This is a genomic window from Bacillus sp. NH11B, from assembly GCF_001884205.1.
GTDB lineage: Bacteria > Bacillota > Bacilli > Bacillales > Bacillaceae_G > Bacillus_A > Bacillus_A proteolyticus.
In genome coordinates this window covers 94,440-116,289 of record NZ_MAOG01000094.1, presented here as the reverse complement: position 1 = coordinate 116,289, position 21,850 = coordinate 94,440, and the positions used below count along the sequence as shown (strand labels likewise).

Annotated in this window: 22 protein-coding genes; 11 read left to right on the top strand and 11 right to left on the bottom strand. The window is 35.4% G+C overall.

What is annotated here, in order from left to right; all coding sequences use genetic code 11:
* Window positions 1-7 precede the first annotated feature (7 nt).
* Window positions 8-1,309: an NCS2 family permease gene (locus BAU27_RS14170; RefSeq protein WP_071747782.1), complete on the bottom strand. Its 1,302-nt coding sequence runs from the start codon at window positions 1,307-1,309 to the stop codon at window positions 8-10.
* Between the two features lie 224 nt (window positions 1,310-1,533).
* Here BAU27_RS14170 and BAU27_RS14165 point away from each other — a divergent pair, with 224 nt between their 5' ends.
* The 3 genes from BAU27_RS14165 to BAU27_RS14155 all read left to right on the top strand — a co-directional run bounded on the left by BAU27_RS14165 (window position 1,534) and on the right by BAU27_RS14155 (window position 3,825).
* Window positions 1,534-2,400 carry an SDR family oxidoreductase gene (locus BAU27_RS14165; RefSeq protein WP_071771193.1) on the top strand — a complete coding sequence of 289 codons (867 nt, stop codon included), beginning with the start codon at window positions 1,534-1,536 and terminating at the stop codon, window positions 2,398-2,400.
* A gap of 224 nt (window positions 2,401-2,624) precedes the next feature.
* Window positions 2,625-3,386: a L,D-transpeptidase gene (locus BAU27_RS14160; protein ID WP_071771192.1), complete on the top strand. Its 762-nt coding sequence runs from the start codon at window positions 2,625-2,627 to the stop codon at window positions 3,384-3,386.
* A gap of 187 nt (window positions 3,387-3,573) precedes the next feature.
* Window positions 3,574-3,825 carry a hypothetical protein gene (locus BAU27_RS14155; RefSeq protein ID WP_071771191.1) on the top strand — a complete coding sequence of 84 codons (252 nt, stop codon included), beginning with the start codon at window positions 3,574-3,576 and terminating at the stop codon, window positions 3,823-3,825.
* A gap of 32 nt (window positions 3,826-3,857) precedes the next feature.
* On the opposite strand, the gene BAU27_RS14150 is transcribed toward BAU27_RS14155, so the two are convergent.
* From BAU27_RS14150 to BAU27_RS14110, 9 genes are all read right to left on the bottom strand, one after another.
* Window positions 3,858-4,073, bottom strand: a complete 216-nt coding sequence (locus BAU27_RS14150) for a DUF1540 domain-containing protein (RefSeq protein ID WP_071747785.1) — start codon at window positions 4,071-4,073, stop codon at window positions 3,858-3,860.
* 72 nt (window positions 4,074-4,145) lie between these two features.
* Entirely contained in the window at window positions 4,146-4,598 is a 453-nt protein-coding gene (locus BAU27_RS14145) for a thioredoxin family protein (RefSeq protein ID WP_071771190.1), read from the bottom strand.
* Window positions 4,599-4,610: 12 nt separating this feature from the next.
* A complete protein-coding gene (locus BAU27_RS14140) occupies window positions 4,611-5,030 on the bottom strand; it encodes a disulfide formation protein C (protein WP_071747787.1) in 420 nt (139 codons plus the stop codon).
* Between the two features lie 164 nt (window positions 5,031-5,194).
* Window positions 5,195-5,443: a YhdB family protein gene (locus BAU27_RS14135; RefSeq protein WP_071771189.1), complete on the bottom strand. Its 249-nt coding sequence runs from the start codon at window positions 5,441-5,443 to the stop codon at window positions 5,195-5,197.
* A 121-nt stretch (window positions 5,444-5,564) separates the two neighbouring features.
* Entirely contained in the window at window positions 5,565-6,074 is a 510-nt protein-coding gene (locus BAU27_RS14130; RefSeq protein WP_071771188.1) for a PCYCGC domain-containing protein, read from the bottom strand.
* A 45-nt stretch (window positions 6,075-6,119) separates the two neighbouring features.
* Window positions 6,120-7,229 (bottom strand): GerAB/ArcD/ProY family transporter, encoded by a 1,110-nt coding sequence (locus tag BAU27_RS14125; RefSeq protein WP_071771187.1) that lies wholly within the window; start codon window positions 7,227-7,229, stop codon window positions 6,120-6,122.
* A gap of 12 nt (window positions 7,230-7,241) precedes the next feature.
* Window positions 7,242-8,324, bottom strand: coding sequence for a spore germination protein GerYC (gerYC, locus tag BAU27_RS14120; RefSeq protein WP_071747790.1), 1,083 nt, complete (start codon window positions 8,322-8,324; stop codon window positions 7,242-7,244).
* Window positions 8,321-9,826, bottom strand: coding sequence for a spore germination protein (locus tag BAU27_RS14115; protein ID WP_071771186.1), 1,506 nt, complete (start codon window positions 9,824-9,826; stop codon window positions 8,321-8,323). Before BAU27_RS14115 ends, gerYC begins: the two co-directional genes overlap by 4 nt.
* Before the next feature lie 261 nt (window positions 9,827-10,087).
* A complete protein-coding gene (locus BAU27_RS14110; protein ID WP_071771185.1) occupies window positions 10,088-10,684 on the bottom strand; it encodes a hypothetical protein in 597 nt (198 codons plus the stop codon).
* A gap of 233 nt (window positions 10,685-10,917) precedes the next feature.
* Between BAU27_RS14110 and BAU27_RS14105 the strand changes: the two genes are divergently transcribed.
* The 5 genes from BAU27_RS14105 (at window position 10,918) to BAU27_RS14085 (ending at window position 17,724) form a co-directional block, all read left to right on the top strand.
* Window positions 10,918-11,478: a nitroreductase family protein gene (locus BAU27_RS14105; RefSeq protein WP_071771184.1), complete on the top strand. Its 561-nt coding sequence runs from the start codon at window positions 10,918-10,920 to the stop codon at window positions 11,476-11,478.
* Between the two features lie 114 nt (window positions 11,479-11,592).
* Complete coding sequence (gene spoVR / locus BAU27_RS14100) at window positions 11,593-13,011, top strand: stage V sporulation protein SpoVR (RefSeq protein ID WP_071771183.1); 1,419 nt, start codon at window positions 11,593-11,595, stop codon at window positions 13,009-13,011.
* Window positions 13,012-13,135: 124 nt separating this feature from the next.
* Window positions 13,136-15,022, top strand: a complete 1,887-nt coding sequence (locus BAU27_RS14095; protein WP_071771182.1) for an McrB family protein — start codon at window positions 13,136-13,138, stop codon at window positions 15,020-15,022.
* Between the two features lie 3 nt (window positions 15,023-15,025).
* A complete protein-coding gene (locus BAU27_RS14090; RefSeq protein ID WP_071771181.1) occupies window positions 15,026-16,321 on the top strand; it encodes an McrC family protein in 1,296 nt (431 codons plus the stop codon).
* A gap of 140 nt (window positions 16,322-16,461) precedes the next feature.
* Entirely contained in the window at window positions 16,462-17,724 is a 1,263-nt protein-coding gene (locus BAU27_RS14085) for a neutral/alkaline non-lysosomal ceramidase N-terminal domain-containing protein (protein ID WP_071771180.1), read from the top strand.
* Window positions 17,725-17,851: 127 nt separating this feature from the next.
* On the opposite strand, the gene BAU27_RS14080 is transcribed toward BAU27_RS14085, so the two are convergent.
* The gene (locus BAU27_RS14080; RefSeq protein WP_071771179.1) at window positions 17,852-18,325 is read right to left on the bottom strand and encodes a MarR family winged helix-turn-helix transcriptional regulator; all 474 of its coding nucleotides are present in this window, start codon (window positions 18,323-18,325) and stop codon (window positions 17,852-17,854) included.
* Window positions 18,326-18,470: 145 nt separating this feature from the next.
* On the opposite strand from BAU27_RS14080, the gene BAU27_RS14075 reads away from it, so the two are divergent.
* The 3 genes from BAU27_RS14075 to cdr all read left to right on the top strand — a co-directional run bounded on the left by BAU27_RS14075 (window position 18,471) and on the right by cdr (window position 21,721).
* Window positions 18,471-19,055, top strand: coding sequence for a DUF3238 domain-containing protein (locus tag BAU27_RS14075; protein WP_071771178.1), 585 nt, complete (start codon window positions 18,471-18,473; stop codon window positions 19,053-19,055).
* A 136-nt stretch (window positions 19,056-19,191) separates the two neighbouring features.
* Window positions 19,192-19,776: a DUF3238 domain-containing protein gene (locus BAU27_RS14070; protein WP_071771177.1), complete on the top strand. Its 585-nt coding sequence runs from the start codon at window positions 19,192-19,194 to the stop codon at window positions 19,774-19,776.
* Between the two features lie 280 nt (window positions 19,777-20,056).
* Window positions 20,057-21,721 carry a CoA-disulfide reductase gene (gene cdr / locus BAU27_RS14065; RefSeq protein WP_071771176.1) on the top strand — a complete coding sequence of 555 codons (1,665 nt, stop codon included), beginning with the start codon at window positions 20,057-20,059 and terminating at the stop codon, window positions 21,719-21,721.
* Window positions 21,722-21,850 lie beyond the last annotated feature (129 nt).

Genomic DNA, 21,850 nt, shown 5'->3' with positions numbered 1-21,850 from the left:
AGGGATTTTAATGTGGTAAGAAAACTAATTGATAAGCGAACAAGATTCCGAATAAATACACAAGTGGGTGAACAGCACGGAATTGTCCTTTTGCCATTTTCATAAGTGGGTATGAAATAAATCCAAGTGCAATACCTGTTGAAATACTTGATGTAAGTGGCATGCTTAAGATTACTAAAAATGCTGGGAATGCTTCATCGAACGTATCCCAATCGATGTGGCGAACTGAACCCATCATAAGACTACCAACGATAATTAATGATGGTGCTGTAATAGCTGAAACGCCAGAAACAGCGCTCACTAACGGCCCGAAGAATGCTGCTAATGCAAACAGAACAGCTACTGTAACAGTTGTTAAACCAGTACGGCCACCAGCTGCAACACCAGCAGATGATTCAATGTAAGCTGTTGATGGTGTTGTTCCGAACATAGCTCCAATTGTTGCTGAGAATGAGTCAGATAGAAGAGCTCGTCCTGCTTTTGGAAGCTTTCCGTCTTTCATAAATCCGCCTTGTTGTGCTACACCAAGTAATGTTCCTGTTGTATCAAATAGTGTAACGAGGAAGAATGAGAACACAACGCCGTATAATCCGTAGTTAATTACATCAGATACAGCAGTAATTGGATTTGAAACAATAATTCCTTCTGGTAATCCAGGCATTGATGTAACGCCATTTGAGAACGTTAATTGCCCTGTGAAATAAGCGATAATACCAGTTAGTAACATTCCGATAAACAGTGCCCCGTTTATATTTAAAGACATAAGGATAATTGTAATTCCAAGGCCAGCTAATGCTAGTAGAACTGGGGCAGAGTGAAGATCGCCAAGCCCAACTAAGTTGGCATCATTTTTTGTAACAATTCCTGTTAAGCGCAAACCGATAAAAGCAATAAAAAGACCAATACCAGCAGTAAGTGCATGTTTTAAGTTTTCAGGAATTACTTCCATTAATTTCGTACGGAAAGATGTGAATGATAACAAAATTAAAATCATACCTGCTACGAATACAGCAGAGAATGCAATTGCGAAAGTCATGCCTTCATGAGCTTTTACAACAGAGTAAGAGAAGTAAGCATTTAATCCCATACCTGGTGCAATTGCGATTGGTAAGTTTGTAAAGATTGCCATAAATAATGTTCCGACAACAGCGGCGATAATAGTAGCTGTAAATGCTTGTTCAAATGGAACGCCTGCATCCCCAAGGATGACAGGGTTTACGACAATGATATATGCCATTGTTAAAAAGGTAATAATACCTGCCATAATTTCAGTTTTAATAGAAGTTTTATGTTTTGAAAGGTTAAACATATAAACATCCTTTCTTTTTACGAATAATTTTCACAACAGTTATATATAATATTCGTTTTTTATCTATTTTGCAATAGTTTTGCATAAAAACTTTAGAACAATTCATATTTTATGTCTTAAATTCGAATATTAACCTTATCAATGAGTGTGAATTGCGGTTTTTTAATGTGTAAGTAGTTTTTATCATTGTGCACATTATAAGGGAAAAGGAGTTGAAGAAAGTTATGCCGCAGCAAAAAAACTTTTTAACAATGCCTGCGCAACATCAAAATAAACAGCCTGGTATTGAATCGTTAATGAATCCTCTTCCAAAGTTTGAAGATCCAAATTATAAAGGAAGTGAAAAGTTAAAAGGAAAGAATGTGTTAATTACGGGGGGAGATAGCGGGATTGGACGAGCTGTGTCCATCGCCTTTGCAAAAGAGAGAGCAAATATTGCGATTGCTTATTTAGATGAGGATGAGGATGCAAATGAGACGAAAAAACTTGTTGAAAAAGAAGGTGTGAAATGTGTATTACTGCCGGGGGATTTGAGTAGTGAACAACATTGTAAAGATATTGTGGAAGAGACCGTCCGGCAGCTGGGCAGTTTAAATGTTCTTGTGAATAACGTCGCACAGCAATATCCGCAACAAGGACTAGAGTATATTACAGCGGAACAGCTAGAAACGACATTCCGTATTAATATTTTCTCTTATTTTCATGTTGCAAAAGCAGCGCTATCCCATTTAAAGCAGGGGGATGTAATTATAAATACAGCATCTATCGTTGCGTATGAAGGAAATGAAACATTGATTGATTATTCTGCAACGAAAGGAGCAATTGTCGCATTTACAAGGTCGCTATCTCAGTCCCTTGTACAAAAAGGAATTCGTGTAAATGGTGTTGCACCAGGTCCAATTTGGACACCGCTTATTCCATCAAGTTTTGATGAGAAAAAAGTATCACAGTTCGGGAGCAATGTTCCTATGCAAAGGCCTGGTCAGCCGTATGAATTAGCGCCTGCGTATGTATATTTGGCGTCTAATGATTCGGCATATGTAACAGGGCAGATGATACATGTAAATGGGGGCGTTATTGTAAATGGATAGTTTTCATTTATAAGAGCAAAGTAAAGCTAATTGCATTTATCCCGTTATTCGTGGGCAGTAAGACTCCACCTCAAAATTTGGCTGGAGCAAAGAAGTTAGATGGGAGCCCTGCTGCCCGTAAACGCCCGATTGGTGCGGGCTGATACTCAGTTGGGGGATGAACAGACCCCCCCAACTGAGTAAAGTTTCACTTTATTATGATGTTAGTGCTAGGGAGGATTTAGATGAAGAAAGTATGGTTAATCATAATCCTATTTTTCTGCCTACCAGCTAGCGTTTTTGCTAATACAGATCATTTAATATTAGTTAACCTTAAAACGAATCAGCTGTCTTTTTTTGAAGAGGGAAACTATACGAGAACATTTCCGATAACGACAGGAAGAGATAGCACCCCGACGCCTGAAGGTAATTTTTGTATTATAACTAAGTATAAAAATAAAGAATACCATCGAAAAAAAATACCAGGGGGTGCGCCGAATAATCCTCTCGGTACGAGGTGGTTAGGTCTGGATAAAAAGGAATATGCGATTCATGGAACAAATCGGGAATGGACGATTGGGAGCAGGGAGTCGAATGGTTGTATTCGCATGCATGACCGGGACATACAATGGTTATATGAACGGGTACAATTACAGACGAAAGTAATTATTTCTCGTTTTTATACGAGTCCTGAATATGAGGCGTATAAGCTTGGTTATCGTGTTGTGAGTTGGAATGGTCGTAAAGTAGAAGAAGAACAAATTGGAACACTTACGCTAGTAGACCGTGTAAATATATATTGGCAAGAACCAAATGGACAATTGACGAAAGTAAAAACGGTATTGCCAAATGAAAAATATGTAGTGTACTCCAAACGAAAAGATGGGATATATTATATAGGAAGTAATTTGTATATTGTTGATGAAACGGGAGAAAAAATTCGTTATGAGCAATTACCTTATTCGATTTTAAGTAATATATATAAAAGAAAATATGATGTTCCGTAATAGCTACCGTGTATAGGCGGTAGCTTATTTGTGATGAAGTGAAACTTAATGGGGAAATTGCTATTCTTTGCTGATTATAAACTTATACTAATTGGGATCCATGTAAATAGCGGGATAAAAAAATTGAAACAGCAACTATTATGTTTTGCTGAATATAATACAGTACAGATTGGGGGGCGGTCACATTATGAAAAGTGAATTTGCATTTAAAATTTTCTTAATCACGACTTGTTTATTTATCGTGTATTTATATGCGTTACTCGTCTTCTCCTTTTATGTTCCATATATTGATTTAATATTGTTCGCCGGATTTATTTGGGCATTTGTTAAAGCAAGGGAAGGGGAGAAGAGTGTATATCGACGCATTACTTTATGCGGGACGGTCCTTCTCGTTATTTTGTACTTTTTTATGATGCATGATTTTTGGAGGGGAATGTAAAAAAGCATACGACTAATCGTATGCTTTTACGTTTAATATTTCGGTTTAAATGTATGACAACAAGTTTCTACACTCGTTGTTACAGAACTTTCTAACGTCTCGTTTGTTAAAGCTGCGCTTGTATACGAATCATTTGTATTCTGACCAGCCTCTTGTGCATCCGGTTGAACAACGATTGCACTTGCTTGACAAAAGTTACCTTGTCCCCAAAATGAGCAATTGGAAACAGAGCATTTTACTTCTGGCATAAAACCCCCTCCTTATACATTAGTGTGGGATTTTACGTCCATTTCATGTATAGAAGGAGTTTCCTTTTCTCGTTATTTTTTCGTTTGCTTAAGCCATTCTTTTAACTTGTCTTTCGATTGTTCCCCGCTAATACGGCTTACTTCTTTGCCATCTTTAAAGTGAATGATTGTTGGAGTTCCTTTAATTTTATATTCATCCCAAGGAGCATCTAGTTTTTCAATGTCCATAACTTTCATATCAACGTTCAAGTCTTTAGCCATTGGTACTACGATAGGAGATAGCTTTTGACAATGAACGCAAGATGTTTGATAAAAGTATACTGTTTCTTCTTTTTTCTCTTTTAAATTCTTTTGGAGATCTGAAAGAGAGATTTTATTTGTATAGTAGTCAGGGCCATTTGTCTTACTATCAGTAGCATTATCAATTTTCTGGCTAGTAGCGTTTTTTTCTTCCATTTGTGTTACAGCGAAAATTGCTGCGAACAAGGCGATAATAATACCACCAAATATAAGCATTTTTTTCATTCTTTCATCTCCTTATTTGTTTTTGATTACGATGAAGCTACAAACAGCGATTGTGATAAAGCCGATAAGTGCTAAAAACGGGATTGTCACAAAGCCAAACCAGTTTATGTATTCTCCCGTACAAGGTACGCGTCCGCAAGCTGCTCCAGCAGCTGAAAATGCTGCGACTTTTTGAATTGCATAGTGATATAAAGAAATACAAGCACCAATACTTGCAATTGGTAAGGAATAACTTGCAATGCGATAATCTTTTTTTACTACAGCAATGCCGAGCCATAAAACGAATGGATACATAAAGATACGTTGATACCAACAAAGTACACAAGGCTCAAATTTCATGATTTCGGAAAAGTATAGGCTACCAAGTGTAGCAATAAAAGAAGCTCCCCATGCAGCAAATAAAGCATACTCTTGCTTTTTTTCTCGTCCCATATTTTATACCTCTCTTATAATAGTTACATACTAAATTATAGTATGAAGTGGTAGGGAAAAGAAAGAAAAAATATGTTTATCAATAAAAGTTTTATAAGAGGAAACTTTTATTGATATAAACATTTTAAAAAGCGCTACTCTCTTGAAGAGAATAGCGCTATATATTACATTTGAATTTGCTCTACTTCTTCTACATGTGACTTTTGGGATGCGTGGTCAATATATTGAAATAGGAGCTGCAATTGTTTATCAACTTCTGGTAGTTCTTTACTGTATTGATAAGCATGTAAGAAATGCTCAATACGCTTAGAAAATAATTGATCGTTCGTTTGAACCATGAGAATGAGTAATTTATCCCAATTACAGCAATACGTGTAATAGAGAGCTTTATCATAGTCGTTATATGTTTGCACTGTGTACCCTCCTTACTGAGGAGTTATATATAGTGTGTGATAAGCGAGGAGAAATACACTTGAAAGAATTTGTTAAGAAAAAAAGTGCATGAAAAGAGAAAAACGAGGGATTTCCTCGTTTTTATGCTTTTGGCATTGGCGTAGGTGTTGGCGTGCCATAGCCTTCTTTGTATTTATTGTCGATATAGTTACGAATTTCGAGCGTTGATTTTCCTTTTTGTTTCATGGAAGCCGATTCAACCGCGATTTCTAGGCAGTTGACACAAGTCGTTGCGTGAGAATCCCAAACAACTTCGCCATTCTTCTTAATTTCACGAATAAAGCAGTTTTTATTATTTTTATGTCCTACACTCTCACCGCAACCGCAGTAACATGGAATCCAATCTAATAGCTCTGCATTTTGTCCAGCGACAGTGTAGATATCTTTCATTTGCGGATCAAGCTTGTCTAGGAAGGTAGGGAGTGTGTCGAATCCTTTTGTTTTTTCTTGAATGTCAGCTTGCTGCGTGTGCGTGGCATGATCATGTTCTTCTTTTGATTCAGATGATTTTTTTTCATTTGTACTAGTAGCTCCGCATCCAGCAAGAATTAAACTCAGTACTGCAAGTAAAGAAAATACATATTTCTTCATACGCTTGTCCCCTTTACACATGTATTAATCAAATTGTATCAAATATCATGGTGCGTTGGGTGAAGATTCTTTCGACTTATTTTTGAAGCGCCATCGTAGTGAATGGAATAGAAATAAGATTGGGATATAAGCGTATACAATATATAATCCAACTTGAGAGAGTACTGTATTTAATGTATTGATGCTTTCACGGTTTGTGAAAAATAAGGATGAAATAAATATAGCTGCGATAAAAAGTGGCAATGTAATTTTAAACGGTATGTGAAAGGAAGTTTTACTAATGCGACAAGAAGACCAAATGGTTAAACAAAGATTAGGTAAAATAATAAGAAACCAGAGAAAAATAATAATGTACTCAAATCTTTGGATAAAAGGAACTTTAATGATTTTTAGCATCGTTAATGTTGGCCAAATTGTATGATGGAGTTGTCCTTGGCTATAGTACATAAGGGACACGATTGCTAGTATTACGTATAAAATAGTTGTAAAAGCAATACCACCGTGTGCCCATTTATGTAGTGATTTTCCTTTTTTAATGAGTGGATAAAAGATAAGAATTGCTTCAAATCCAAGAAATTCTAATGCAGATGATTTTGCTGAATATAGAATGTCTACAGGTGAATGGGTAAGAATCGGTAAAATGTTACGGACATGTGCATATTTCATAGGGAACACTAAGAAAAGTAGTACGAAAATCGGTATTACGACGCCCCAAAAACACATTCCTGTTACAGAGCGGAATCCACCTTTTATTACGTAATACGTCACGAGTAAAAATAAGAACGTTAATTTCCATGGCTTAATTGTAGGAAAGACCCATACTTGAATGACTTCAATATATGTACGAAGCACAGTTAGGCAAAATAAGAGAAGATATGCAGCAAAGCACATAGACAAAAAAGTTCCAAGCCATTTTCCGAAACATGTTGTATGAATGGCCATTAAATCATTATCTTTATCTAACATTTTTAACATACAAAACAGTACGATATGAGTTATAATACCCGCAACAATAAGAGAAATCCAAGAATCATAGCCGGCATATTTTGCAATAATTCGTTGGTATCCTAATACGCCTACTCCAATTTGAAGAGAGTGTAATAAAAGAAATGTGAAATAAGGGGAAACAGTCATTGTTTTATTTTGTTCAGTCATTGTAACACCTCACTATTCGCCGATACCAGATTGCACGACATTGATTTGAACATGAACAGCAACATCCACACTAGGGTACATTTCTTGAATTTGTTTTATCGTCCATTTTCGTGAGTGACTACGAATTTCTTCTCGTATACCTATTGGATCCACTTCTTTTTCTTGGAATTGTGTTATTAATTCGTTTAAATCTTTTTCAATTGTTTTTTCTATATGTTTTTTTACATATTTTATATTCTCTGACTTCGTTAAATCGAGCCAATCTGGAGCGTTTTTTATGAGTCCATTTAATTTGAGTTGAATATGGATTTTCGGGATGTCACCTGCATCAATCAGGTAACAAACGCTTTTTCCAGATAAATTTTGAGTGGTAATTAACCCTTTATGGTTACCTCGACGTATCGGAACTTCGTAACGTCCATTTTTAGTTGGATTAATGAGTAATTTGAATAAAAAAGATCCTTTTTTATCTGTATACATAACCACTTTATCCTTTTTTAAAAAAGCGAGTCCCTTAATGGAGGCAGACTTGTCTTCATCCACTTTAATATAAGGAAGAAATGGATCGCATCCCGATGAAAAATAGTTATATAAAAAAATATTTAAAGCGGTCCGTGGAATCGTTTCAGTTACTATATTTTGCTCCAGTAAATCAGATAAATATAGTGATCCATTTGATTTAATATGTTTGAGCAGATGTTCGGTTGAACCATCTACAAGTGCTAGTTGTACGTCTCGACCAACATTTGGATCACGTTGTAGGTTGTTAATAATGTCACCAATACCTTGTTCACCAAATGATTTTCCGAATAGGGCAACACGCATTTGTCCTACGGCGATAGTGTGTGGTGATTTGGCATTTAGAAGTGAAGAAATTGTTTCAATAGTGCCGGCAGTAGTTGACTGAGTTTCTGGTTTTGATTGAACACCTTTTGTGTAATCGGGATATAAAATCGTCCCGCGAAATTTTTTATCTTTCGTTATATCGAATCCACCTACATGAATAATTCGCTGTGTGTCTACTATATTCGGTTGTGTACATCCGGATTGGAAAATTAAAACGATAATAGCAAAGCATAATAAAATATTTTTCATTTTTCCTCACCATCACGTTTTTCTTTCGCTTTGTTTGGATCATAGCGCCATTTCTTTTTCGGTCTTAGAAAAGAGGCACGTCCAGCAGTTTGACTAAATGGCAAGCGAAGGAGCCCCTCCGCAGTTCCTAAACCTCGAAATGGGTATAAAGGTAATAAATAAGGTGATCCAAGTGATTTTAAGCGAATTAAATGAGCTAATATGAATACGAATCCGACAATGAGACCTAGACCACCAAATGCTCCAGCTAAAATGATGAGAGGAAATCGTAATATCCGGATAGTGGAAGACATTTTTACTGTTGGTGTTGTAAAAGACGCAAGTGCAGATAACGCAACCGCAATTAATAAAATAGTGCTCGTTAAAGCAGCCTCAACAGAGGCTTGTCCAATTACAATCCCGCCAACAATACCAATCGTTTGGCCGACTTTGGTCGGTAAGCGTGCTCCAGCTTCGCGCAGTAATTCAATTGTAATTTCTAAAAAAAGTGCTTCTAACATAGGTGGGAACGGTACGTTAGCTCTAGAATAAATAATAGGGCCAAGTAAATCAGCTGGAATCATTTGATAGTGATACGTTAATACAGCTGTATAAATAGCTGAAGAGAATAGAGAGAATGCTGCTCCGAAAAAACGAACCATTCTAAGAAATGAGCCTGCTATCCATGGTAAATAATAATCTTCTGGTGAGACGAAAAAATCGAGTAATGTCGCTGGGCCAGCTAATGCATATGGTGAACCATCTGTTAAAATGACAATCCCTCCATTAAGTAATGCATAAACGGAGCGATCTAAACGCTCTGTAGGTAGTAAAACAGGAAAGGGAGAGTTACTGTTATCGCTAATAAACTGTTCAATCATAGTCGCATCGAAAGGAACATCAAAGTCAATGTCTTGTAGGCGCTGCATTGCAGTATTGACGTGCTGTTCATTTGTAATGCCTTCGATGTAAGCAACTACGACTTTTGTTTTTGATATAGAGCCAACGACAACTTCTTTGAAAACTAATTGCTCCGTTACGATATTTCGGCGAAGTAAGTGTATATTTGTATCGATATTCTCAACGAACCCGACTTTTGGACCGATGACACTATATTCATTCTCTGTATCGTTATATAACCGTGTACCTAAAACCGAACTTTCAGCACGAATAAGTGCATATTCTGCTGCTTGAGAATCATTCTTTAGCTGTATGAGTACATATCCACCTAATAATTTTTCACGAATATCATCAATAGAAGGATTGGTGATAATCTCTTCGAGTGTGATGATATTTGCTATATCACTTATATTTTCAATGTGATCTAATTCTTTTTTTATAGGTGTTAAAATGAATCGATTAATGAGGAGTGATTCGGCTGTAGATTTATAATAAAACAAACACAATGTTCCATCGTCTACTACGTTATAAGACACGAAATCACTGGATTCTTTCATAGTGTGGATAAACTCTGGAATAGAACAGAGTGCTTTTTTCTTCTTTTTAGATGATAAACGGAACATTTTCTCCCCCCTTACATACATCATTTACTTGTGTTAGTTTTTGGGAAAGACGGGAATTTATACTTGAAAATTGAAACTTTAGTCAGTGGGGGATGTTCATCCCCACTGATTATTAGCCCTCACCAATCGGGCGTTTACGGGCAGCGGGGCTTCTCCCTAACTGCTTTGCTCCAGCTGAATTTTGAGGTGGGAGTTTTACTACCCACAAATAGCGGGATAAAGAAAAGGAAGAGTATTGGATATCTCTTCCTTTTTGGCATGTTAATTTGTTTTCTTTTCTTTAATAGACTTCACTAATTTAATCATTTCTGCTCGTATATCTTCTTTTTTTACATTTAATTTTTCTGCAATTTGTTTAATATCCATGCCATCTTTTTTCATTTTTAGTACATCATCGAGAGGGGTATTACTTTTTTGAGCGATGATTGTTAACACCGCGAGATGACGTAAGCCGATGTTATACTCTTTCATTTTTTGTTTTAGCTGATCAGGTGTAGATTTGTGCATGTTTGCTAGCTCTTGTAGCAATGCTTTTTTCGTTTCTTTATTCATATGATGTTTTTTCAACTTACTTGGATCTACACCGAAATGCTCGGCTGTTTTCTCCCAAGATTTATTTTGCTTATAGTAAGCTAAAACGTCCTTAATTTCTTTTTTGCTTATTCTTGCAATATGAGCAGCTTTCCAAATTTCATGTTTGTTATAGCCGAGTTTTTCGAGCGACTGCATTTCTTCTTCTGAAATAGGCTTATGATGGTGCATTGTTACTTCTTTTGGCGTGGCAGCGAAAGCGGGGAAGACTGTTGCCCCGCATAATAATGCTGCCATAGTCATACTTACTGCGATTTTTTTGTACATGTAAACTCCTCCTAGATGGATAATGTGGAAAACTTTACACATATCATTTCCATAAAATGTGAAAAACTTGTGAACAAGCTAAGTTTTTTTATTCACAGTAGAAAAAGAAGTTTTTAGATGTTTTCCAACATAAAACATTGATTAATAGTGAAAAACTAGGTTATAATCGAAATTGAAAATCAATATCAATAAAGAACTTATACATATAGATGAAAAATAAGGGAGAGAAAAATATGACTACATATACTTCCATCGCAAATGTGATTAAAGAAAGACGCTCTGTTCGTACATTTACAGATAAAGCAGTAGAAAAAGAGCTATTAATTGAACTATTAAACGACGCAACATGGGCACCGAATCATAAAAACCGTGAACCATGGAATTGTAAACTATACATTGGAGAAGGGCGTAAGCAATTAGTAGACGCAGTATTAAACTCTTTCTCAGAAGAAGAAAGAGCGAAACGCGGCAAAATTTTATCAGATCGTTTCTTAAGCACACCTGCGCAAATCGTTGTATATATGAATGAAGATCCGCGTCAAATTCAACGTGATGAAGATTACGCTGCAACATGCGCATTTATGCAAAACTTCCAACTGCTTGCTTGGGAACGCGGTTTAGGCTGTGTTTGGAAATCAGGTGGATTAAACTACAATCCATTATTTATAGAAGGAATCGGTTTAACAAGAGGCCAACGTATCGTTGGAATTCTTCATATTGGTTATTTCGATAAAGCACCAGACGGAAAAGCGCGTACACCGATTACGGAGAAGATGGAGATTATTGAAGGTTAATAGATGAGACATTCTCGTTTTTGCGAGGATGTCTTTTTATTATGCAATCAATCCTCATGAAAGCTTGTTCCTCATCATACACTTTCTTAAGGGAAAGTGTAAGGAGGGAAAATAATGAGAGCAAGTGATGATAAAGCACTGCAATATGCGATTGCGGAAATTACGGAAATTGCGACTGGATTTGGGCTTGATTTTTATCCAATGCGTTACGAAATATGTCCAGCGGAAATTATTTATACATTTGGTGCATATGGGATGCCGACGAGATTTTCACATTGGAGTTTTGGAAAGCAATTTTTCAGAATGAAATTACAATATGATTTGGGACTAAGTAAAATTTACGAACTCGTTATTAACTCTGATCCATGTTACGCCTTTTTATTAGATACGAACTCTTTAATTCAAAATAAACTAATCGTGGCGCACGTTTTAGCACACTGTGACTTCTTTAAGAATAATATTCGTTTTTCAAATACGAAGCGAGATATGGTAGAGAGCATGGCGGCAACAGCGGACCGTGTGAAAGCATATGAGCATAAGTACGGAAAAGCAGAGGTTGAAACATTTTTAGATGCGGTGCTCGCTATTCAAGAGCACATTGATCCGTCACTTATGCGCCCGAAACTCGCATGGAGTATTGATGATTTAGAGGAGGAAGAAGTAGACAAGAAAAGGGCATCACAATACGATGATTTATGGAATTTAGATGATCGAAATAAAACGAGGGAACGATCCAATATACGCAAAAAGAAGAAAATTCCACCGCAGCCGGAGAAAGATTTGCTCCTCTTTATTGAAGAATATAGCCGTGAGCTTGAAGATTGGCAGCGCGACATATTAACGATGATGCGTGAAGAAATGCTATACTTCTGGCCACAGCTTGAAACTAAAATCATGAATGAAGGCTGGGCTTCCTACTGGCATCAACGTATACTTCGTGAAATGGACTTAACATCTTCTGAAGCGATCGAATTCGCAAAGCTTAATGCAGGTGTCGTACAGCCATCAAAAACAAGTATTAATCCATACTACCTCGGTATTAAAATGTTCGAGGATATTGAAGAACGCTACAACAACCCGACAGAAGAAATGAAACGACGAGGCGTAAAACCAGGATCTGGTCGTGAGAAAATCTTTGAAGTACGCGAAATTGAATGGGACGTATCGTTCTTAAGAAACTACTTAAATAAAGAACTCGTCATGAGAGAAGATATGTACTTATTCCAGCGCCAAGGAAAAGAATATAAAGTAATTGATAAAGAATGGGAACATGTACGTGATCAACTTGTAAATATGCGTACAAATGGAGGTTTCCCGTACTTAGTAGTAGAAGATGGAGACTACTTAAAGAACGGAGAATTGTACATTAAACATAGTTACGAAGGAATTGAGCTCGATTTAAAATACTTAGAAAAGGTATTACCGTATCTTCATCAGTTATGGGGAAGAACGGTGCATATGGAGTCCATTGTGGAGAGTAAGGGCGTTGTGTTTTCTTATGATGGGAAGATGGTGCATCGGAAGTATGTGTGAGAGGAAGCCGCTGGAATCAGCGGCTTTTTTATTGATTTGGTAATTTAATGAAATTGTTAAACGTATATGTGATAATGTTGTTAGTTTTTTAAATTTTGTTTTGTATTCAAGGGGGATAAGATGCGTGGGGGAGTTTGAACTGCAAGTTTATCAAAGAAAATATATGGTAGGGAAAGAGGTTGAGTATTACATCCTTACAGGTAAGATCAGTGAGGCAGAGTATATAGTTAAAGTTTTAGCAAATCATGAAGAGCTTGCATCAGTAGTTGTATATAAGAGGTTGGAGTTTGCAAAGAAAAAAGGAATGGAACTTTTGTTACAACATGAAGAAAATGTTGAATTGGAAGATTTAGAGATGATTCATTTTAAAGAGGATCGTCCTAACGGAAAGCCTTGGCAAAAAGATAATGATAGTGTGCTCAAGTCATTGTTAAATCAGAATTATAGAAGTTTAAATGGGGAAATTGAGTCGCATGTAGGGAATAAGAATGTAACCGAAGAGAGGGAGAAGATAATGCAACAAAAAAATACGATTCTATATGGACCACCAGGAACAGGAAAAACATATACAGTTGCGGAGAAGGCGCTTGAAATCATTATGCCACAACAATACAAACAAATAATGGGAGACCGTACAGCTGTAATGGAAGCGTATAAAAAATTAAGCGAACAAAATCGTATTGCGTTTTGTACATTTCATCAATCCTTTGCCTATGAAGACTTTGTGGAAGGTCTAAGAAGTGATGAGGAAGGAAATTTTATATTACAGGATGGTATTTTTAAAAGAATATGTGAAACAGCAATATTAAGAGAAACAAAGGCTGTTTCTGTATACGATTTTGATGAGAATGAGATTGAGTTTTATAAAATGTCTTTAGGTGGTATTCAAGAGGAAGACGGAGAAGATATCTATAACTATTGTATTGATAATAATTGTGTTGCATTAGGTTGGGGCGGCAATATTGATTATAAGGAATGCTTAGATCGTCAAACTGTGCATGAGAAATTTTATTCATGTAGTGCTGAGGATGATGGAGTATTTAATGTTGATGCAATTAATCGGTTTAAAAATTGGATGAAGAAGGACGATATTATTTTCATTTCTGAAGGTAACCATAAAATTAGAGCCATTGCGAAGGTAATTGGTGAGTATAATTATGTTGAAGATTCAGAGATTAGATATAAACACTTTCGAGAAGTAGAGTGGTTATATTATGGCGAAACAATAGGTGTCGACCAAATTTTAAAAGATAAAGTATTATCGCAGCAAACAATATATCAATTTGGAAAAATGGATTTAAATATGCAGCAAATAAAACGTTTGCTTACAAAAACAAAACCAGTTAATGAAGAAACGGATAATTATGTACTTATTATAGATGAAATTAACCGAGGAAATATCTCGAAAATATTTGGGGAGCTTATTACTTTAATTGAAGATGACAAAAGAATTGATGCTACAAATGAAATAAAGGTAACTTTACCTTATTCGAAAAAATCATTTGGTATTCCTAGTAATCTTTATATTATTGGAACAATGAATACCGCTGACCGATCTATTTCGATGATGGATACAGCATTACGCCGAAGATTTCATTTTGAGGAACTAATGCCGCAACCGAATTTGTTACCAGAAAAAATAGGGAATATAGAAGTACAGAAAATGCTAAAAGTATTAAATGAGCGCATTGAGTTTTTAATTGATCGTAACCATACAATCGGACATGCCTATTTTATAAAAGAAAATTTAACTTTTGAAGAGCTAGTTGAAATTATGAAGTTTAAAGTAATCCCATTGTTACAAGAATATTTTTATGAAGATTGGGAGAAGGTTGAACTTGTTTTAGGTGGAGCTGGAAAACTGGGGGATAATTCATATTTCTTAACAAAAGAAGAAAAAACTGCTCAAGGAATTTTTAAAACTGAATTAGATTACGATCAAACTATAAAGAAATATCAATTGGTGGAAAATCCGAATGAACAAGCTTTTTTAAATATATATGAGGGATAGGATATGAAACATATCACAACATATGAAGTTGCAGGAAAAGTTTTGATTAAGGAAAATTGTTCACAATGTTTAACTGAAAAAGAAGCTAGAGACTTAGAAAAGTATATTGGAAGTAGTAAGCTTGATAAGAAGTGTATTAAATGGGGAAGAAATAGCGTAACATTTATTAATTATGTTGGTTTTATTCAACTAGCAACGGTATCTATTGAAATCCTACCTAAAACGCAGATAAACAGCTCTGATAAAGAAATTGAAGAATCAAGAAAAATGTTATTACAAATGTTGTATAGGACAGGAAGTCTAAAGATTAATGTTAATAATATGAGTATGAATCAAATGTATAAGCATAATTTATTAGAGATGTTTGGAGCGCTTTTTGCATTAAAATTGGAAAAAGAATTAATGAAGGGGCTTTATATGCAGTATGTTCAACTAGAGGAGAACTTACCTGTAGTAAAAGGGAATATTCTTTTTCAAAAACAAATACAAAATCAAGCAGCTCGTATTAATCGAGTACATTGTCAATACGAAGAATTTTCTGCTGAAAACCAATTAAATTATATTTTGAAAAGTGCAATTGAAAAATTAATGAGTAATATTAAGCAATTAGACACTTTAAGGAAATTGAAAAGATGCTCTGTTTATTTTGATGAGCTGGTATTTTCAAGAATCACAAAAATGGATTTTAGTACAGTTTACTTTAATAGGGTAAATAGAAGGTTTGAACCAAGTTTTATTTTAGCGAGAATGATATTAGAAAATATGTTTTCATTATCACGTTCCGGAAAAGAAAAAAGTTTTTCGATTTTATTTAGAATGGATGAATTGTTTGAGAAGTATATTGCTAATTTATTAGATACATGTATTGAACATAAAATGATGGGTCAGCATAAGAAATATAAACTTATGATTAATGAGTTTAATGATAGAGAGGTATATCCATTAAAACCTGATATTGTTGTTTTGCAGAATGACAGTGAAAAGCTGATTATTGATACAAAATGGAAATTTATTAATGGTTCTAGAAACCGTCATGGAGTAAAAAGAGAAGATCTATTTCAAATGTATGCGTATTTAACTAGGTATGAGGAGGTTTCAACGGTAATCTTGTTGTATCCACATCAATCAGCTATTGCTAAGCCATCAAGTGAAGTTTTGGAATCGTGGTATTTAGAAGAATCTACGGGAATTCAACAAAAACAAAAAATAAGGGTATATTCTGTCAATTTATCCAGTGAAAGAAGAGTAATTCAAGATTTACAAGGGATAATTGAAGAGAACCTCACTGTATTATTATGAGAGTTTTTAGTAAATCGTTGTGAGTATATCGGAAGTATGTGTGAGAAAAAGAACGGACATAGATTGCTATGTCCGTTCTTTTTTATTAAATATGCTATTCTTGAAGAAAGGGAGTTATATATAGAAATGGAGCAATTCAAATGAGCAAAGTAGGGGTATATAAGGTAGATATTACGCCACCTGTAGGTATTGATTTTATCGGATACCATAGAGATACAGGAATTAGTAATATTGAGGAGCGTATTTACGGTACGATCTTTGTATTTGAAAAAGATGAAATAAAAACGGTGTTTATAAGTATTGATAATATCGGGATGTTAGTAGAAGATACGACGATGATTCGTGAACGGGTAGCAAGTAGGCTTCATCTGCCATTTGAGCGAATAACGGTTGTTTATACTCATACGCATTCCGGTCCAGAAACGGTCGGTGATGATCCGCTAGTACAGTCGTATAAAACGATTTTAGTAAATAATGTAGTGCACGGTGCTGTTACTGCAAATAAAAATTTGAAGCTATGTGAAGTTGGATGGGGTGTTACGACAGGTGATATTGGAGTAAACCGAAGAGAGAGAACATCTGATGGAAAAGCGAAGATGGGAACGAATATAGAGGGTGTTGTAGATAAACGAATTGGTATGTTAGCAATAAGAAATGCTGAAACGAAGGAGCTATTTGGGATTGTAGTATTTTGTACTGCGCATCCGAATGTTTTAAAAGGTGATAGTGATGTATTATCAGCGGATTATCCAGGGATGACGAGAGAGATTCTCGAGAAAATAGTAAACTGTCCTGTTATTATTGTTCAAAGTGCAGCTGGAAACGTGAACGCGAAGTATCGTGGTTCAAGGGAAGCGTTAAAACAAATGGCCTACATGCTTAGTGGACATGTATTAACGATGTTGCCAACAGTTACTTATAGCCCGATTGTAAATTTAAGAACAATTTCGAGTACGATGCAAATGAAGTTGAAGGATATTCCTGAAATTGATGAGATACGAAGCATGGCTCAATTAGCTGAGAAGCAGTGGGGCGTGAATACGGATGAATGGCTTACTATCGTTTTAGAGAAATATAAGCAAGGTATTCGGCAGTTAAGTGTTGATTTAGAAGTTCAACTGTTTCAAATTAATGATGGGATGTTCTCTGGCATACCGATGGAACCTTTTTCGGAAACGGCGTTAGAAGTGAAAGAGAGTCTTCAAAATGAACTGGTTTTCTTTGGTGGATATATGAACGGATATATTGGATATTTACCGACGAAAGACGAGTATGCATATGGTGGATATGAAGTGGAGTTAAACCCTGTTGTGAATGGGCCGGTAACGAGGCTGTTAATGCCGCCAAAGGAGAATACGGCAGAGTTGATTATGCAGAGAGTTATGGAGTTATATAATGCATAATATATGGATATCTCATATATTTATTATAAAATTTAAAGGGATTAACGATTTTAATAAAACTGTAGAAAAACGAATCCATTTTGAAGAAGACTAATCAAAATGGATTCGTTTTTTATATAGAGTTTGTTTACCAAACAGGTCGTATGCTTGATGCCAATTTGCCTGTATTTTCTTCATTAACAAATGTTGTTAAATCTTCTTTAAGCATTTGCATTCGATCTACACCTATATTTTCAATCCATCGCTGTTCTATTTCAGCTACTATTTCTTCTTTTGCTTTCATTACTGATAAACCACGTTCGGTTAGTACAATGATTTTACCTCTTTTATCAGTAGGGTGCTTTTGGCGCGCGACATAACCACTGTTTTCAAGAGAATCCACCATTTTACTTACAGCTTGTTTGGAAACCCCTAAATATTCAGCTAGTTCTATACCTGTTGCTCCATTAGGAAGGATGCGTTTGAACATAAAACCATGCGCTGGCCTAATATTTTCAAATCCCAATTCACTTAATTTGTCATGTAGTTCAGTAATTAATGTGCTGAAGGATAGCGATAAAAGTGAAGTGAGATCTAATTCGTTAAATGTTTGATGATCCATGTATATAACCTCCTTACTTATAGTCAATTAAATTGACTATAAGTGAAATCTATTGTACTATACAGGAAATGGTCAATCAAGTTGACTATATGTTAGTGATAGAGCAAATAATGATTTATCTAAATAGAAGCAATGGAGGTTTCACATGGTTAATATCGTTAAAATTAGAGGGAGTGTATTTGCACCATATACATCGCTGAAACCTATTAAGGATCCTGCAACAGGAAGAGTATTTGAATATGCTGGAGATGCACGTGAGTTTACACCATACGCTGTGAATACAAAGCGTTCAAGATTAGAACAAGAAGTGAATATTGATTTTTATAAAAGAGAAATTTTCACATATGCAGATGCTTGTATTGTCACTGTGAAAATTACAAATCCAGATGGCTCAATTGAGTATCAAAAAGGAGAAACAAGTACAGAAAACATTGCATGTACAAATATTGTATGGAGTGAGGATGAAGTTTCATTTGAAATGAGAGCAAGTGCAAGTAATCCGTTAAATGCGGCAGCACCGGCAGCTGATTATTTTTTGACTATACGAGTTAATGAAAGTGGTACTGTGCATGTTGAAGGTTTACATGACGGTTTCCCTTGCTATGAATTTTATAAACAAATAGACTTTGGTTCATTTGAATTAATATATACACATGATTTCAGAGAAACGGATGATACCCCAGCAGCACTAGCTGGAGAAATGGAATATAGTTTTAAAACGACAATCTAGATATAAATATAGCGCTATTTTTCAGAAGGAAGTAGCAAACGTAAAAGAGAAAGCTATTGATTATGGGAGCAACATTGTGGTCTGTTTTATTCAATTATTATGCAGTATCTAAAATAAAATTATAGAGGTGTTTCTTATGACTAATATCGTTAAAATTAGAGCCAGTGTATTTATTCCAATGTCTTGGACTGAAGCTAAGAAGGATATGGAAACAGGAAAAGTAATCCAATTCGAAGGTGATTCACGTGAATTTACACCGTATGCGGTAAACGCTATGCGCTCTAGAGTTGAGCAAGAGATAGTAGTGGATTTTCATAAAGAAGAAGTGTTTTCATATGCGCAAACGGGTATTACGACAGAGAAGGTTACAAATCCAGATGGTTCTGTGCATAAAAGAACAGGAAAAGCGAGTACAGAAAATATTGTGTGTACTCATATTGTATGGAATTCTGACGGTGTGCAATTCAAAATGAGTGCAAGCGCTAGTAACCCATTAAATGTATATGCACCTCCTGTGGATTATTTATTAAATGTATGTGTTAAAAAGGATGGTAGTATCGATATTCAAGGAGAACATGATGGATTCCCTTGTTTCGAATTTTATAAGCAAGTAGATTTCGGTTTATTTGAACAAATTTATAAACATGATTTTAGAGAAACTGGTGATACAGCTGCAGCGTTAGGTGGCGACATGGATTATAGTTTTACAAAGAGATTATAGGAAGTATGACAATGGAACGATAGGTTACTTCATTCGTAAATGAAATTCAGCCGTCAAAAATAAGTATGAACTCATACTATGCTACCTTTAGGCATTGATTTAATCATACAGAAAGGAACTTGGAGATATCTAGGTTCTTTTTTATTTGTTTCGAATTTGTGAAAGAAAGCCATATTGATTGAAATTAAATTTTTTATAATTTATCACATACCCATACAGGTATAGGTTTTTGTGTGATAGATGAGTAAATTAAATAATAAACAACATGGAGGTTTAAAATATGGCTAGAAAAATTGTTGTAGTAGGTGGAGTTGCTGGTGGAGCATCAGTAGCTGCAAGGCTTCGTCGTTTAAGTGAAGAGGATGAAATTATTATGGTTGAGCGCGGTGAATATATTTCATTTGCAAATTGTGGATTACCATACTATATTGGCGGTGTAATTACAGAAAGACAAAAATTATTAGTACAAACCGTTGAAAAGATGTCAAAGCGTTTTAATTTAGATATACGTGTATTAAGTGAAGTGGTAAAGATTAATAAAGAAGAGAAAACAATTACTATAAAGAATGTAACTACAAATGAAACATATAACGAGAACTATGATGTGTTAATTCTTTCACCAGGGGCAAAACCAATTGTTCCACCTATTCCAGGTATTGAAGAAGCGAAGGCGATGTTTACGTTACGAAATGTACCTGATACAGATCGTATTAAAGCATATATTGATGAGAAGAAACCACGTCATGCGACGGTTATTGGTGGTGGATTTATTGGAGTGGAAATGGTTGAAAATTTAAGAGAACGAGGACTTGATGTTACTCTTGTAGAGATGGCCAATCAAGTGATGCCACCGATTGATTATGAAATGGCTGCATATGTACACGAGCATATGAAGAATCACAATGTTGAGCTTGTTTTTGAAGATGGTGTAGATGCATTGGAAGCGGACGGGACTGTTGTACGTTTAAAAAGTGGTTCAAACATACAGACAGATATGATTATTTTAGCAATTGGTGTACAACCAGAGAGTAGTTTAGCGAAGGCTGCAGGATTAGCACTAGGAGTTAGAGGAACGATAAAAGTAAATGAGAAATTTCAAACATCGGACCAACATATATATGCAATTGGTGATGCGATTGAAGTAAAAGATTTTGTTACAGAAACAGAAACAATGATTCCTTTAGCGTGGCCGGCTAATCGTCAAGGTCGCATGTTAGCAGATATTATTCATGGTCATACGGATTCTTTATATAAAGGTACGATGGGAACTTCTATAGCTAAAGTTTTTGATCTAACAGTTGCTTCGACTGGAGTAAATGAGAAAATATTAAAACGATTAAATATACCCTATGAGGTAGTACATGTACAAGCGAATTCGCATGCTGGATACTATCCGAATGCTACGCCAGTGCTAATAAAATTAATTTTTAATAAAGAGAGTGGAAAAATTTATGGAGCACAGGCTTTAGGACGTGACGGGGTAGATAAGCGTATCGATGTTATTGCAACGGCAATGAAGGCGAATTTAACTGTAATTGATTTACCGGATTTAGAATTATCATATGCCCCGCCCTATTCTTCCGCAAAAGATCCAGTAAACATGGTAGGGTATGCGGCAAGCAATATAGCAGATGGTTTTGTGGACACGGTACAATGGCATGAAATAGATCGTATTGTTGAAAATGGTGGATATCTTATGGATGTTCGAGAGCCTAATGAATTAAAGCAAGGAATGATTAAAGGTTCTATTAATATTCCATTAGATGAATTACGTGATCGCTTGGATGAAGTACCATTAGATAAAGAAATATATATTACTTGTCAACTTGGTATGAGGGGATATGTTGCAGCACGTATGTTAATGGAAAAAGGATATAAGGTAAAGAATGTAGATGGTGGCTTTAAATTATACGGGACAGTATTACCAGACCGTATTGTATATTGAAGTTTATGGGCAGTGAATCTTCCACTTTAAAAGTTGGTGGGAGATTGCTGCTCGTAAAATTCAGCTTTGTATAGCCTACAAAAAATAAGGATAGAAGTCTCACTTTATGCCTTTTTTCATATGTAGTTA

What these genes read in the sequence shown, in the direction of transcription:
- BAU27_RS14170 (WP_071747782.1), bottom strand. Translation starts at nt 1,309, where the DNA reads ATGTTTAACCTTTCAAAACATAAAACTTCTATTAAAACTGAAATTATG.
- BAU27_RS14165 (WP_071771193.1), top strand. Translation starts at nt 1,534, where the DNA reads ATGCCGCAGCAAAAAAACTTTTTAACAATGCCTGCGCAACATCAAAAT.
- BAU27_RS14160 (WP_071771192.1), top strand. Translation starts at nt 2,625, where the DNA reads ATGAAGAAAGTATGGTTAATCATAATCCTATTTTTCTGCCTACCAGCT.
- BAU27_RS14155 (WP_071771191.1), top strand. Translation starts at nt 3,574, where the DNA reads ATGAAAAGTGAATTTGCATTTAAAATTTTCTTAATCACGACTTGTTTA.
- BAU27_RS14150 (WP_071747785.1), bottom strand. Translation starts at nt 4,073, where the DNA reads ATGCCAGAAGTAAAATGCTCTGTTTCCAATTGCTCATTTTGGGGACAA.
- BAU27_RS14145 (WP_071771190.1), bottom strand. Translation starts at nt 4,598, where the DNA reads ATGAAAAAAATGCTTATATTTGGTGGTATTATTATCGCCTTGTTCGCA.
- BAU27_RS14140 (WP_071747787.1), bottom strand. Translation starts at nt 5,030, where the DNA reads ATGGGACGAGAAAAAAAGCAAGAGTATGCTTTATTTGCTGCATGGGGA.
- BAU27_RS14130 (WP_071771188.1), bottom strand. Translation starts at nt 6,074, where the DNA reads ATGAAGAAATATGTATTTTCTTTACTTGCAGTACTGAGTTTAATTCTT.
- BAU27_RS14125 (WP_071771187.1), bottom strand. Translation starts at nt 7,229, where the DNA reads ATGACTGAACAAAATAAAACAATGACTGTTTCCCCTTATTTCACATTT.
- gerYC (WP_071747790.1), bottom strand. Translation starts at nt 8,324, where the DNA reads ATGAAAAATATTTTATTATGCTTTGCTATTATCGTTTTAATTTTCCAA.
- BAU27_RS14115 (WP_071771186.1), bottom strand. Translation starts at nt 9,826, where the DNA reads ATGTTCCGTTTATCATCTAAAAAGAAGAAAAAAGCACTCTGTTCTATT.
- BAU27_RS14110 (WP_071771185.1), bottom strand. Translation starts at nt 10,684, where the DNA reads ATGTACAAAAAAATCGCAGTAAGTATGACTATGGCAGCATTATTATGC.
- BAU27_RS14105 (WP_071771184.1), top strand. Translation starts at nt 10,918, where the DNA reads ATGACTACATATACTTCCATCGCAAATGTGATTAAAGAAAGACGCTCT.
- spoVR (WP_071771183.1), top strand. Translation starts at nt 11,593, where the DNA reads ATGAGAGCAAGTGATGATAAAGCACTGCAATATGCGATTGCGGAAATT.
- BAU27_RS14090 (WP_071771181.1), top strand. Translation starts at nt 15,026, where the DNA reads ATGAAACATATCACAACATATGAAGTTGCAGGAAAAGTTTTGATTAAG.
- BAU27_RS14085 (WP_071771180.1), top strand. Translation starts at nt 16,462, where the DNA reads ATGAGCAAAGTAGGGGTATATAAGGTAGATATTACGCCACCTGTAGGT.
- BAU27_RS14080 (WP_071771179.1), bottom strand. Translation starts at nt 18,325, where the DNA reads ATGGATCATCAAACATTTAACGAATTAGATCTCACTTCACTTTTATCG.
- BAU27_RS14075 (WP_071771178.1), top strand. Translation starts at nt 18,471, where the DNA reads ATGGTTAATATCGTTAAAATTAGAGGGAGTGTATTTGCACCATATACA.
- BAU27_RS14070 (WP_071771177.1), top strand. Translation starts at nt 19,192, where the DNA reads ATGACTAATATCGTTAAAATTAGAGCCAGTGTATTTATTCCAATGTCT.
- cdr (WP_071771176.1), top strand. Translation starts at nt 20,057, where the DNA reads ATGGCTAGAAAAATTGTTGTAGTAGGTGGAGTTGCTGGTGGAGCATCA.